Annotated in this window: 13 protein-coding genes and 1 pseudogene; 4 read left to right on the plus strand and 10 right to left on the minus strand. The window is 69.6% G+C overall.

The window, feature by feature from the left end; genetic code table 11:
• Positions 1 to 29 precede the first annotated feature (29 nt).
• Positions 30 to 296 carry a helix-turn-helix domain-containing protein gene (locus ACFYQ5_RS06545; RefSeq protein WP_389194001.1) on the plus strand — a complete coding sequence of 89 codons (267 nt, stop codon included), beginning with the start codon at positions 30 to 32 and terminating at the stop codon, positions 294 to 296.
• An 86-nt stretch (positions 297 to 382) separates the two neighbouring features.
• On the opposite strand, the gene ACFYQ5_RS06550 is transcribed toward ACFYQ5_RS06545, so the two are convergent.
• From ACFYQ5_RS06550 to ACFYQ5_RS06570, 5 genes are read right to left on the minus strand one after another with little or no spacing between them, the layout of a single operon-like run.
• Positions 383 to 712, minus strand: coding sequence for a putative quinol monooxygenase (locus ACFYQ5_RS06550; protein WP_389194004.1), 330 nt, complete (start codon positions 710 to 712; stop codon positions 383 to 385).
• Positions 713 to 744: 32 nt separating this feature from the next.
• Positions 745 to 1,770, minus strand: coding sequence for an NAD(P)-dependent alcohol dehydrogenase (locus ACFYQ5_RS06555; protein WP_389194007.1), 1,026 nt, complete (start codon positions 1,768 to 1,770; stop codon positions 745 to 747).
• Positions 1,767 to 2,579, minus strand: a complete 813-nt coding sequence (locus tag ACFYQ5_RS06560; protein ID WP_389194010.1) for an iron-sulfur cluster assembly protein — start codon at positions 2,577 to 2,579, stop codon at positions 1,767 to 1,769. Before ACFYQ5_RS06560 ends, ACFYQ5_RS06555 begins: the two co-directional genes overlap by 4 nt.
• 1 nt (position 2,580) lies before the next feature.
• Positions 2,581 to 3,579: an amidohydrolase family protein gene (locus tag ACFYQ5_RS06565; RefSeq protein WP_389194013.1), complete on the minus strand. Its 999-nt coding sequence runs from the start codon at positions 3,577 to 3,579 to the stop codon at positions 2,581 to 2,583.
• A 57-nt stretch (positions 3,580 to 3,636) separates the two neighbouring features.
• Positions 3,637 to 4,431 (minus strand): acetoin reductase, encoded by a 795-nt coding sequence (locus tag ACFYQ5_RS06570; protein WP_389194016.1) that lies wholly within the window; start codon positions 4,429 to 4,431, stop codon positions 3,637 to 3,639.
• A 219-nt stretch (positions 4,432 to 4,650) separates the two neighbouring features.
• Here ACFYQ5_RS06570 and ACFYQ5_RS06575 point away from each other — a divergent pair, with 219 nt between their 5' ends.
• The 3 genes from ACFYQ5_RS06575 (at position 4,651) to ACFYQ5_RS06585 (ending at position 7,592) form a co-directional block, all read left to right on the plus strand.
• On the plus strand, positions 4,651 to 6,432 hold the full coding sequence (locus tag ACFYQ5_RS06575; protein WP_389194019.1) for a sigma-54-dependent Fis family transcriptional regulator: 1,782 nt from the start codon (positions 4,651 to 4,653) through the stop codon (positions 6,430 to 6,432).
• A gap of 112 nt (positions 6,433 to 6,544) precedes the next feature.
• A complete protein-coding gene (locus tag ACFYQ5_RS06580) occupies positions 6,545 to 6,877 on the plus strand; it encodes an ArsR/SmtB family transcription factor (protein WP_389194021.1) in 333 nt (110 codons plus the stop codon).
• Positions 6,878 to 6,911: 34 nt separating this feature from the next.
• Positions 6,912 to 7,592, plus strand: coding sequence for an NAD(P)H-dependent oxidoreductase (locus ACFYQ5_RS06585; RefSeq protein WP_389194024.1), 681 nt, complete (start codon positions 6,912 to 6,914; stop codon positions 7,590 to 7,592).
• A gap of 68 nt (positions 7,593 to 7,660) precedes the next feature.
• Here the strand turns inward: ACFYQ5_RS06585 and ACFYQ5_RS06590 are convergent.
• From ACFYQ5_RS06590 to ACFYQ5_RS06610, 5 genes and pseudogenes are all read right to left on the minus strand, one after another.
• Positions 7,661 to 8,383 (minus strand): annotated as a pseudogene (locus tag ACFYQ5_RS06590) (cellulose-binding protein); the annotation flags it as partial.
• 175 nt (positions 8,384 to 8,558) lie between these two features.
• Positions 8,559 to 9,932, minus strand: coding sequence for a cellulase family glycosylhydrolase (locus ACFYQ5_RS06595; protein WP_389194027.1), 1,374 nt, complete (start codon positions 9,930 to 9,932; stop codon positions 8,559 to 8,561).
• A gap of 482 nt (positions 9,933 to 10,414) precedes the next feature.
• Entirely contained in the window at positions 10,415 to 11,023 is a 609-nt protein-coding gene (locus ACFYQ5_RS06600) for a DUF2690 domain-containing protein (RefSeq protein WP_389194030.1), read from the minus strand.
• A 668-nt stretch (positions 11,024 to 11,691) separates the two neighbouring features.
• The gene (locus ACFYQ5_RS06605; protein ID WP_389194033.1) at positions 11,692 to 11,943 is read right to left on the minus strand and encodes a hypothetical protein; all 252 of its coding nucleotides are present in this window, start codon (positions 11,941 to 11,943) and stop codon (positions 11,692 to 11,694) included.
• Positions 11,944 to 11,953: 10 nt separating this feature from the next.
• Positions 11,954 to 12,205, minus strand: coding sequence for a DUF397 domain-containing protein (locus ACFYQ5_RS06610; RefSeq protein ID WP_389194035.1), 252 nt, complete (start codon positions 12,203 to 12,205; stop codon positions 11,954 to 11,956).
• Position 12,206 lies beyond the last annotated feature (1 nt).

Raw genomic sequence — 12,206 nt, forward strand, 5'->3', positions numbered from 1 at the left:
CGGAACGCCTGCCGCTCTAGCATGTGCGCATGGTTCGTCACCCGCTCGCCCCCGAACAGATCGAGGCGGGCCGACGTCTCGGGGCCGCGTTGCGCTCCGCCCGGGCCGGACGCAGCCTCGTCGATGTGGCCTTGGCGGCGGAGATCTCGCCGGAGACCCTCCGCAAGATCGAGACCGGCCGGCTGCCGACGCCCGCGTTCGGCACCGTCGTCAGGCTCAGTGAGGTACTGGGCGTACCCCTGTCCGAACTCGCCGGCATCTGGCGCACCGCTCCTGCCCTGAGCAAGGCCTCCTGAGGTCGGTCCTTCGCGTCACGGACGTGCTGGGGCGGCCGGAGCCGACGTAACCGGCTCCGGCCGCCCCGGCGACTCCACGCCCCGTGTCAGCCCTCCTGGACCGTCATCTCACCGAGCAGCGACCAGTCGTCCTGCGGGATTGTCGTGTTGACGATCCTGGGCGTCGCGACGAGATGGGGCGGCAGGTCCCGCCGCGCCGCCTGGAAGTGCGCGGAGCCCACGTGCGCCGCACCGGCCTCGTCGTCCTGGAAGGCCTCCAGCAGGACGTACTCCGTCGGATCCTCGATGCTGCGGGACCAGTCGAACCACAGGCATCCTGGTTCGGCGCGCGTCGCCCGGGTGAACTCCTCCACCACCTCGGGCCACCGGTCGGCGTGCTCGGGAAGGACACGGAACTTCACGGTGATGAAAATCAAGGGGACTACTTCCTTTGTCGTACGGGGCGGGGTCAGGGGGTGAGGATCGCGCGGCCCCGGATCCGGCCGCTCCCGAGATCGTCCAGGGCGTCCTGGAACCGGTCGAGAGGATACTTGGCGGTGTGCAGGTTCACGCGGCCCTGCGCGGCGAGGACCATCAGCTCGCACAGGTCGTTGTACGAACCGACGAGGTTGCCGATGAAGTTGATCTCGGCGGAGATGATGTCGATGGTCGGGACGTCGATGTTCTCGCCGTAACCGACCACGTGGTAGTCGCCCGCCTGCCGCAGCATGCCGACGCCGTCCTTCGTGGAACCGCCCTCGCCGACGAAGTCGATGACCGCCTCCGCCCCCAGCCCACCGGTCAGTTCGCGCACCCGTTCCACCTGGTCGCCCCCGGCGACGACACCGTGGTCGGCCCCGATGGAGACGGCCAGGGCCACCGCGTCGGGATTGCGGTCCACGACGACGATCTCGGCGGCCGTGACGGCCTTCAGCACCTGTACGCCGATGTGCCCCAGCCCGCCCGCGCCGATCACGACGCAGCGGTCACCGGGCCGCAGCTTCCGGGCGGCCTTCGCCGCCGCGTGGTACGCGGTCAGACCCGCGTCGGCGAGAGCCGCGACATCGGCGGGTTCGAGGGAGTCGTCGATCCGCACGACGCTCCGCGCGGAGGTCTTCAGGTACTCGGCGTAACCGCCGGCCGTGTCGATCCCGGGGAAGAGGTTGTTCTCGCAGTGCACGTCGTCACCGGCCCGGCACGCCCGGCACAGTCCGCAGGTGATCAGCGGATGCACGATGACCTTGTCGCCCTCGGAGACATTGGTGACGGCGCTGCCGACGGCGTGGACCCAGCCGGCGTTCTCGTGGCCGATCGTGTAGGGCAGGGTCACCCCGGACTTCTCGGCCCACTGCCCTTCCAGGATGTGGATGTCGGTCCGGCACACGCCGGCCCCGCCGATCCTGATGATCACGTCGTACGGGCCGGTGATCTCGGGGGCCGGGACCTCGGCCATCTCGAGGTTCTTGCCGTAGCCCACGACCTGGACTGCTTTCACGAGACGTTCTCCTTCTGCGGAACGGTGAGGTGGAGGAGTTCCCCCGCGTCCACGGTTTCCCCCGCGTCCACAGGTTCCCCCGCTTCTGCGAAGTTCGCCGCGCGCGGGGACTGGTCGGCCGCGGACTGCGGATACCGGGTGCGGAGCAGGCCCCGGCAGAAATGCGCGTTGCCGTCGATCGACACCCGGACCGCACGGGCGAAACGGAGCCGGAGCGGGATCTCCCCCGGCGGGTAGCGCCGCCCGTCCTCGTCCACCAGGACCGGGTCGGACGGTGCCACCCCGAGCCCCAGTGCCGCCCGCCGCCGCAGCAGCGCGGCGGTCGCCGTCGCGTCGGGGAGGCCGCCGAGCACCACGTCGTGGAGGTCCTCCTCGGTGAGGTCCGGGTTCTCGCGGAGCAGGACGGACAGCGCACGCTCCATCGCCGCGGTGTGCGCCTTGCGGCGGAACGTCAGCCGCAGTGCTTCGAGGTCCTTCTCCGCCTCGTCCCCGAACGTTCCGCGGTAGCCCGCGTCCGCGGCCAGCCCACGGTTGATCAGGTCCGAGTCGTGGTGGTCGTCGAGCAGCACCACGACCCGCCGCGTCCAGGACAGCGCCGTCAGCGCGTCCTTGGAGTCGGAGGCCATCAGATACGCGAAGTTCGGCGAGCAGAACGAGGTGGGAAGCCTCAGATGCACGGTGAGCGCTCCGTCGGAGCCCACCGCCACGGAGCGTACGAAGCCGAGGTCGGTGATCGGCTCGTCCAGCTCCGGGTCGAAGACCGTGTCCAGGGCCGCGCGAGCGGCCCGTTCCCGTGCGGCGGTGGACATCTCAGGCCACCGCCGGTTCGGCGACGCCCAGCCCGGCAGGGACCTCGATGTCGTACATGGCGGCCGCGTTCAGCCCGAGGATCTTCTTCTTCTGCGCCAGGGTGATCGGCGCGTACTCGGTCATGTCCTCGGGGATCTGGAAGTCGACGAACCGCTCGATCAGCCACCGGGGCGTCCACAGCGCGTAGTCGCTGGAGAACTGGATGCGGTCCTCGTCCAGCCAGTACAGCAGCTCGCCGATGATCTGCGCGAAGTACCGCGGCCTGCTGTGGATGAAGGGCATCGCGACCGCGAGGCCCGCGTGCACGTTGGGCTCCTGCGTGGCGATCCAGCAGAAGTCCTCCAGCCGGGGCAGGCCGCAGTGCTCGACGACGAAGTTCATCTCGGGGAACTGCGTGGCCGCCTTGTCGACGTCCGCCACATCGAACGCGTCCCGGTCGAGCGGCCGGATCGTGGGGCCCTTGTGGATGTGGATGTTGTTGATCCCGAGCTCCTGACAGGCCTCGAGATAGCGGTACGTCCACGGGTCGTCCAGCTTGTAGCCGCGGCTGTCACCCTTCCACTCGGCGGTGTACAGCTTCGCGCCCTTGAGCTGGAACCGCTCGGCGTCCCGCCGCAGCTGGTCGAGCCCCTTCTGCTCGTACCGCGGGTCCCAGGAGTGGTTGTAGGTCAGCTTGTCCGGGTGCTGTCGGGCGAGCGCGAAGGACTCCTCGGTCTGCCCGAAACCGTTGCGGTAGAACGCTCCCAGCCGAGCGGGCTGGAAGATGGCGTGGTCGACGTACCCGTCGACGAAGAGGTCCTTCATCAGGCGCTCACCGCCGTAGTAGAGGTACTCCTCGTACGGCCAGAGCTCCGATTCCGGGCTCAGATTGCGGTGGTAGTCGTAGAAGCAGTCGATGAACTGCTTGCCGTGGATGTTGAGCTGGTTCTCGGGGCGCGCGTCCCACAGCGCGACGTGCGCGTCCACGATGAAGTAGTTCTCGCCGTCCTTGGAATACATCTCTCTCTCCTCAGCTCGCGATGGGTGGTTGACCGAGTGGGTGCTCGACGCCCGGCGTCAGGAGAACTGGATGCCGCCGTCGATCATGACGGACTGGCCGGTCATGTAGTCCGAGTCCCGCGAGGCCAGGTAGGAGACGAACGACGCGACGTCCTCGGGCTCCTCGACCCGGCCGAGCGCGATCGCCTCCGCGTACTTCTTGATGGCCCGGCCCTTCTGGAGGCCCTCCTCCTGGGCCAGCCGCTCGTCGATCAGGTCCCACATGGCGGTCCCGACGATCCCCGGGCAGTACGCGTTGACGGTGATGCCGTGCTGCGCCCACTCCATGGCCGCGGCCTGGGTCAGCCCTCGTACGCCCCACTTCGACGCGGAGTAGGTGCCGAGCAGCGCGAACGGGCGGTACGCGACGATCGAGGCGGCGCCGATGATCTTGCCGCCGCCGCCCTGGGCGATCATCTGCCGCGCGGCTGCCTGGTAGGACAGGAAGACGCCCCGCAGGTTCACCGCCATGACCTGCTCGAACTCGTCGAGCCCGGTGTCCAGCAGCGAAGTGACCCTGGCGATACCGGCGTTGGCCACATAGACGTCGACCTTGCCGAAGCGGCCCGCCACCTCTTCCACGAGGGCGTCGGTCTGCTCCTTGCTGCTCACGTCGGCGTGCACGGCGAGCGCCCGGCGCCCGGTCTTCTCGATGCCGGCCGCCACCTCGCTCAGCTCGTCGGCCATGCCGGGGAGGTCGGCGACGGCCACATCGAGCCCGTCCCTGGCCAGCCGTTCCGCGATGCTGCGGCCGATGCCCCGGGCCGCGCCGGTGACGATCGCGGTACGGGCTGCGTTGTCGGCGGAAGTCATGGGTGCTCCTGTGCTCGACGGTAAGTGGCCGCACCCTTCGTGCGGTGCTGCCCATCAGCGTGGGGGCGGGGGGTGCCGTCGAGTTTTCCAATGTGGAACACACCCCGACCCGCTCCCTGATCAGGCCGGGGCGAACGCGCGGAAAAGTCATGGCGAACCAACCGTTGACAGGTGCAAACACGTTCGTAATATGGCGGAAACACGCTCATCGGAGGCGCCATGCTCAGTGACAGCACAGCGCGGGACCGGACCATCGCGCGAGCACGCCTGAAGTTCCTGGAAAACGCGGAGCTGCCTGCGGCGATCGTGCCCGAAGGCATCCGTAACTCCTGGCAGCGTTCCAAGTACCTCGGGATCGGCACCGACGAGGTGGTCGTCCCCTACCAGCCCGACTACGACCGGGAGAGCCGCCTGGTACGCGCCGCCGCGCCGGTCCTGGACCGCCTGGAACAGGCGCTGGCCGGTTCGGACGCCTGTGTGATCGTGACGGACCGGAAGGGCTGGGTACGCGACCGCCGCGTCGGCGAGAAGCGGCTCTCGGCGCACCTGGACCGGGTCCACCTGGCCCCCGGCTTCAACTACGCCGAACAGTTCGTCGGTACGAACGGCATCGGGGTCGCGCTGGAGGAGCGCCGGCCCAACGTCGTGCTGGGCACCGAGCACTTCAACGAACGCCTGCAGAACGTGTCCTGCGCGGCCGCCCCGATCCGTAACTCGGTCACCGGACGGGTCGAGGGCGCCATGAACCTGACCTGCTGGAACGGCCCGGCGCGCACCCTCATGGCAGCCCTGGTGCAGGAAGCCGCCGGCGACATCGAGCGCGTGATGTACGAGTTCAGCAGCTCGCACCAGCGCGCCCTGCTGGAGGCGTTCCAGCAGGTCACCCACTACGGCGACCGGCCGGTGCTCTGCCTCGGCCAGGATCTCGTGCTGGCCAACTCCGCCGCCTCGGCGAGGCTCACCGGCGACGACCACCGGCTGCTGCACGAGGCCGCCGCCGAGCTGGGGCACGCGCCGCGCACCCGGAAGCAGGTGCGGCTGACCGGCGGGGAGGCCGTCCTGATGCGCTGCCGCCAGGTCGACAGCTCCGCAGGCGCGGCCGGATACCTCCTGGAGCTGGCCTTCACGGACCACCCCTGCGACCAGGCCGGCCCCCGCACGGGCGCCCGCTCCCGTTCCGGCCAGGACCTGACCCGGCCCTGGCCGCTGCCGGGCCTGGCCGGGACGGACCCGGCCTGGAACGCCGTCTCCCGCACGGCGTCGCGCTGTGCCCGCGAACGGACGCCGCTCCTGCTCCACGGCGAGGCCGGAACGGGGAAGTCCGCACTGGCCCGCGCCGCACACGCGCTCACAGGGGCCGCCTCGGTGCCCGTGACCGTGGACGCCGGGACCGACCTGACGGCCGCACTGCGCGCGGCGCCCACCGGGCCCGGGCGGACCCTGGTCCTGCGGAACGTCGACGCCGTGACCTCGGAGCAGTGCCCGGAAGTCGCCCGGGCGCTGGACGCCGCGACGGCGCAGGGCACGTGGATCGTGGGCACGCTCACCCGCGCCCCTGGCGTACCGGAAGCCCTGCGGCACTGTTTCGCCGAGGCGGCGGCCGTACCCGCCCTGCGGCACCGCCTCGCCGACCTCCCCGCCCTGGTCGACTGTCTGCTGCAACGCGTCGGCGCGGGCGTGGAGTGCGCCCCGGAGGTCCTGCCGCTGCTGCGCCGGCACGACTGGCCCGGCAACGTCCGCCAACTGGAATCCGCCCTGCGCAAGGCCGCCGCGGGCCGCCGTACGTACCGGATCGAGCTCGGCGACCTGCCTCCGTCCCTGCACAGCGCGAGCAGCCGGTCCCTGAGCGCCTGGGAGGCGTCCGAACGCGACACCCTGGTCCAGGCCCTGCTGGAGGCGGAGGGCAACAAACTGCTGGCGGCACAGCGGCTCGGCATCTCCCGTACGACGATCTACCGGAAGATGAGGACCTACGGCATCACGCTTCCCGCGCGCCACTGAGGACCACCGAGGACCACCGAGGACCACCGGGGTCCACGGTCGCCGGGAGGACGAGGGCGGACGGGATCGAGATATCGTGGTGTGTCGGAATGTTCGGTGAGGGAGGTGGCTCGTGGCCGAGACCGCGGGAATGGGAGCGGGTGACCTGATCGAGGTGTTCAAGGCCCTCGGCAACCCTGCCCGTTTGCAGATCATGCAGTGGCTGAAGGATCCCGACGCGCACTTCGGTGCGTACGAGCCGATCGCGGACCGCCGGTCGGTCGGTGTGTGCGTCACGCACATCCAGGCGAAGTCGGGACTCGCGCAGTCAACCGTCTCCAGCTACATGAGCACGCTCGAACGGGCGGGGCTCGTGCATCCCACCAGGGTGGGCAAGTGGACCCACTACCGGCGCGACGAGGAGCGGCTGGGGCAGGTGGCGCGCGCGATGGGCACCACAGTCTGATTGACACATCGCGATACGTCGATATGATTTTTTCATGTCGACCTTCGATGCTGCGCCCGTCGCCCTGATCGTTCACGCTCATCCCGAGCCCCAGTCGTTCAACACCGCGCAGATGGCCACCGCCGCTCAGGCCCTGCGCGATGCCGGGTACCGGGTCGACGTCCTCGACCTCTACTCCGACGCGTGGGCCCCGGTCCTCGGCCGTGAGGAGTTCGCGCCGGTGGAGGGCTACTTCAAGCCGCAGGCCGAGCAGCAGCGCGCGGTCGAGGAAGGAACGCTCGACGCGGCCGTCGAGGCCCAGCTCGACCGGCTGCTCGCCGCCGATCTGCTGGTGCTGTCGTTCCCGCTGTGGTGGTTCTCGCTGCCCGCCATCCTCAAGGGGTGGGTGGACCGGGTCTTCGTGATGGGAGCGGTCTTCGGCGGGGACCACGGGCTCTTCGGCGACGCGGCGCTCGCCGGCAAGCGGGCGATGCTGCTCTTCACGACCGGCGGGCCCGGGGAGTCGTTCCGTCCCGGTGGCGCCATCGGCTCGATGGACGACCTCCTGTTCCACATCCACCGCGGCATGCTGGAGTTCGTCGGTTACCAGGTCCTCGACCCCGTGATCACCTACGGGCCGGCCCGCATGACCGATCAGGAGAGGGCGGCGGCGCTGGACACGGTCAGGGAGTCCGTCGCGCTCGTCGCGGCGGGACCACGGCCCGCCGTTGACTGAGGCGACGACCGCCTCGGCAGTCCCGCCGGAGCACCGGGCGGGCGCCCGCCCGGTGCTCCGGCGGGCTGTCAGCAGCCGATGGGAGTGGAGCCGACGCTCACATCGTCGAACCACAGGGTGTCGTCGCCCATCCCGTAGCTCTCCCATCCCAGTCGCAGAGCGGTGGGCCGGGGTGGCGTGGTGCGGGCGAGCCACTGCTGGTCGATGTCCTGCGTGGGAACCCCGTCGGCGTGCAGGCCCGGAATCTGCTCCTCGCCGAGCCAGGTGTCGAGACCGGGGGCCGTCGTGTCGATCGCGAAACGCAGGCACTGCCAACTCCCCGTCGGCAGCGGCTTGCTCAGCGCCACTCCGGCCGGGCTCTGAGCCGGCAGGGTGGCGTCGTCGGTCTCCCGGTTCCACTGCAGGGCGCCGTTCTGGCCCCCGACGCGCAGGCTCCGCCCGCTCTGGGAGCTGTCGGGCAGGGAGACGAACGTGACGTGGGCGGAGGGGAGAGCGGTGGTGTGCCGCACCCACATGCGTACGTGCATCACCGGACCGACCGAGGACAGGTCGGCGGTGGAGGCGACGAAGGCATGGTTGCAGTAGCCGGCCCCGCCGTCGACCCGCAGCGATCTGCTGCCGCTGTGCGCGACCGCGGTGTCGACGGCAGCCGTGCCGGTGCCCTGGCAGTCGGGTGCGGTGAACTGCCAGGCGCCTGACGGAGCGGGGCCGGTCTGGTCCTCGAAATCCGAACAGATCACTGCGCTGCCGCAGTCCGCGGCGGGTGACGGGGGCGCGGGGGACGGGGTGGACTCCGCGCCGCTCGCGGATGTTGCCAGGAAGCCGGACGCCAGCAGCGCGACGGCCGTGAGGACTGCGGTCCCTGGCCGGCGCGGTAATCGCTTGGGGTGGATGCGCACGTGTGCCTCCGAGGTAGGGGGGTGAGGTGGTGCGGAAGGTGACGGGGGGAGCGATCCCCGCCGGACGTCAGCTGGTGGGGAAGCTGTCGGGCGTACTGATCCGGCTCTTGAGCAGTGCGCCGGATTCGGTCAGCACGCCACTACTGCTGTAGTCGCCGCCGTCGCAGGTGCCGGGCTTGAACGCCGCGCTGCTCTCGGGGGCTTCGGAGTAGGTCCAGTTCGCGTAGCTGATCTTCCGCTGATCGAGCAGGTCCAGCCAGGCCGTGGTGCTCGCCCGGTCCATCGCGCCGCCGCCGTTGGCGCTCACCGTGCCGAACTCGGACACGAACAGGGGCAGTCGCGAGGCCGCGCGGCTCAGCGTGGAGCGGTAGTCGTCCTGGTGGCTCGCGGCGTAGAAGTGGAACGCGTACATGAGGTTGGTCGCGTTGACGGGGTTGTCGACGACCTCACTCTCGTCGGAACCGTCCGAGACTCCCAGCGAGGACCAGCCACGGGTGCCGACGATGACGACGGCGTCCGGGTCGGCGGCCCGGATCACCGGGATGACCTGCTCGGCGTAGTTCTTGATGGCCGACCAGCTCACGCCGTTCGGCTCGTTGGCGATCTCGTAGATCACGTTCTTCTTGTCGGCGTTGCGGGCGGCGACGGAGGCGAAGAACGTCTTCGCGCGGTCGAGGTTGTAGTTCGGGTCACCCGGCGTCAGGGTGTGGAAGTCGATCAATGCGTACATGCCCCGGGCCTCGGCCATGTCGACGAGGTCGTTCACGCGGCTGGTGAAGCCCGCCGGGTCGGTCTCGTAGCCGTCCTCCTGTACGTACATGGCGATGCGGAACAGGTCCGACTCCCAGTCGTTCGCCAACGCGTCCAGGGACGCGGCGTTGTAGCACCGGTCGAACCACTGGATGCCGTGCGTGCTCATGCCCCGCAGCTGAATGGGGCGGTCGTGCTGATTGCACAGGTTCACGCCGCAGACGTGGAGCCGGCCGTTGACCTCCACGGGGGTGCCGGCGGCGGGGACGGTCGGGGGGTCTGCTTCGAGGGAGCCCGTACAGGCGACGCCGTTGAGTGTGAACGCCGTGGGTCGCGGATTGGCGCCCGTGAAGGAGCCCGTGAATCCCGCCTCCGCCGCCGCGTCGGTGGCCAGTGCGCGGTTCCAGTCGACACCCGCGACGGTGACCGCCGAGCCGGACTGCGACCACGTGGCGTTCCAGCCCTGGACGAGCTTCTGGCCCCCGTCCGGCAAGGTGAACCCGAGCGTCCAGCCGGTGACCGGGGCACCCAGGTTGGTGACCTTCACTCCGGCCTGGAAGCCGCCTGACCACTGGCTGGTGACCGTGTAGTCGACCTTGCAGCCGGTGGCCGCCACCGCCGAAGGGCTGAATGCTGCCGTGAGGCCCAGGACGGTCGCGAAGGTCGCGAGTAAGGCGAACAGGCGTTTCATGGTGCTCCTCCTCGTGCGAAGCGGAAACTGTGGGGGGTGGGAGGGTGGGAGCGCTCCCAAGGTCCATCGGCCCGAGACCGTACACCGGCGCGTCGATGCCCGTACAGACCTCCGGCAGGCTTCGACGAAGAACGGGTACGGGAATCCCGTCAGCGGGTCACCGTGGCAGGGAAGGGTCCGCAGGCTCGGAATCCGAACTCCAGGACGAGGCGCCGTGGACGGTGTCGGTCGACTGCACGGGACGTCCCATGAGGGGTGTGACCGAGATACGCGCCAAAGGGGCAGCGGCTGCGAGTACACCAGTTCCATGGCTGAACGAGACAGATACGAGGGTGAGTGCCGGGTTCCGGCGTGCACCCTCGTGTGTCCGACACCGGGGTGGGAACCCGGAGTACGAGCCAAGAGGCGATGGGTTGATCTGGATGCACTGCGGTGCATGCGAGGCAGGGAGGGGAGGCCGTGTTCTCCGGCCCGCCCGACGGTCACCGCCAAGCAGTGGCTTCGCTTGCTTGGATGCAGTAGTGCTCATACTTACTGCCCCTGCCGGCTTGCGGAATGGCGCAGGCGGTCACCTGGAACTCGCCGTCCCCGACCGCCACCATCTGCGTGAACTGGTCATCGTCGTAAGTGATCTCGGCGTTGCGCTCGCCGTGTCCAGCCGCCTTCGCCTGGACCTGGTCCCCGGGGTTGCCGCGCTCAATCTTCGCCCACACGGCCTGACAATCCTTGCTGTAGCGCAGCGAGAGCATCGCAGGGTTGCCGGTCTCAGGTTTGAAACTTTTTGCGTCTTCTGCACACCCCTGGTTCTTCGGGTTCTTGCCATCACATGCCTCCCCCGGGCAGGTCGGCTCGTCAAGGATGACCTTCATCAGGCGATCTCCGAGCGGGGTTACCACGGAGGCTACGACGGTCCCGGTAACTGCCACCACCAGCGCCAGTACCGTCGCGTTGCTTCGCCAGCCGCGCCTGTTCTCGGGCGAAGGTGACCCGGGCTCGGGCGCGGGCGAAGGTGACCCGGGCTCGGGCGCGGGCGAAGGTGACCCGGGCTCGGATGGGGTCACGGACGTGTTGTCGTCGTTGCTCATCGTCATGGTGGTCACCTCTGATGCAGTGGCGGGGAGGCTCAGAATCGGTTTCTGTCGCCGCAGGAACAAGGCGCACGGCGGGGGCGGGAGGGGCATGAGGTCACCCGCGTATGCGCCTCTCACTCGTCCAACGACGACAGCGGATCCAGGCAACGAATGCTCGTGGGCATAGTGATGGCCGGTCGCTGGTTCCGGGCGAGACCCAATCCAGCAGCGGATCGCTTCGAGGGCGGCTCGGCGCCCGCAATCTGACACCTCGTCAGGACCCTGCCGCAGTGAATGCCGGATCTACTGCGGCAGAGCTCCTGTCGTGATCACCGTGACCTGCGGCGGGGCATTCCGGCCGGCCGGGGTGAGGTGTACGCATTTACTGCGGCAGCACCGGGAGGGCGGAGAGGGCATGACGATCGAACCGGTGACCGAACTCGGGAGCGGGGGCGCGTTGCGGTTGCCGCGCGCCCGCGTCGTGCCCATGTCCGCCCCTCCCGCGGCGTACACCGCGGCGGTCGAGCGCTACCTCACCGGCGCGGGCATCGCGAAGTCCTCCGCGCGTATCTACCGGATCTCGCTGACGACCTGGGGGTGGATGCTCACCGGTGAACCGGCGCCGACCGGACCCGGCCGCCGGGGCGCCTGGATGTTGCGCTGCGGGAGAAGACGCAGTGGAAGATGCTCTACGAGTCCGCCGCGTCCGCCGAGTCCGCCGTGAGCGGGCGGGGATTGTCGTCACCGAACGGCGTGCACAAGCGCAGCGCGCCCCAGAAGTCCCCGCGCCCGTACGTCACGACGAGCAGCTTGAAGTCCTCCGGCAGCTGAATTCCCAGCGCCTTCTCCGCCTCGCCCCAGTCACCCCGCCCGTCGACCGACACGGCGGGCGGCGCCACCCGTTCGACGATCCGGGCGAGAGGGCCGTGCGGGCCGGTCATGCGCGCACCGTCAGACGGCGGAGGCGACGAACGCGGCCCAGGCGGCCGGGAGCATGGTCAGGACCGGGCCGTCGGTGACCTTGGAGTCGCGGATGTGCACGGCGGCGGGGTGGGTGGCGACCTCGACGCAGTTGCCGCCTTCGCTACCGCTGTAGCTGGACTTGTGCCAGGCGTAGGCGACTTCGAGGCACGCGCCGCCTTCGCTGCCGCTGTGGCTCGACTTGAACCAGGTGAGACCCGTGCCGTGTGCTGCTCGCGTCATG

Source organism: Streptomyces sp. NPDC005794 (assembly GCF_042871445.1).
Taxonomy (GTDB): Bacteria; Actinomycetota; Actinomycetes; order Streptomycetales; family Streptomycetaceae; genus Streptomyces.

Bases quoted from the DNA above. Each gene is read 5' to 3' on its own strand.
- ACFYQ5_RS06545 (WP_389194001.1), top strand. From the start codon at position 30: ATGGTTCGTCACCCGCTCGCCCCCGAACAGATCGAGGCGGGCCGACGT.
- ACFYQ5_RS06575 (WP_389194019.1), top strand. From the start codon at position 4,651: ATGCTCAGTGACAGCACAGCGCGGGACCGGACCATCGCGCGAGCACGC.
- ACFYQ5_RS06560 (WP_389194010.1), bottom strand. From the start codon at position 2,579: ATGTCCACCGCCGCACGGGAACGGGCCGCTCGCGCGGCCCTGGACACG.
- ACFYQ5_RS06585 (WP_389194024.1), top strand. From the start codon at position 6,912: ATGTCGACCTTCGATGCTGCGCCCGTCGCCCTGATCGTTCACGCTCAT.
- ACFYQ5_RS06610 (WP_389194035.1), bottom strand. From the start codon at position 12,205: ATGACGCGAGCAGCACACGGCACGGGTCTCACCTGGTTCAAGTCGAGC.
- ACFYQ5_RS06570 (WP_389194016.1), bottom strand. From the start codon at position 4,431: ATGACTTCCGCCGACAACGCAGCCCGTACCGCGATCGTCACCGGCGCG.
- ACFYQ5_RS06605 (WP_389194033.1), bottom strand. From the start codon at position 11,943: ATGACCGGCCCGCACGGCCCTCTCGCCCGGATCGTCGAACGGGTGGCG.
- ACFYQ5_RS06565 (WP_389194013.1), bottom strand. From the start codon at position 3,579: ATGTATTCCAAGGACGGCGAGAACTACTTCATCGTGGACGCGCACGTC.
- ACFYQ5_RS06600 (WP_389194030.1), bottom strand. From the start codon at position 11,023: ATGACGATGAGCAACGACGACAACACGTCCGTGACCCCATCCGAGCCC.
- ACFYQ5_RS06595 (WP_389194027.1), bottom strand. From the start codon at position 9,932: ATGAAACGCCTGTTCGCCTTACTCGCGACCTTCGCGACCGTCCTGGGC.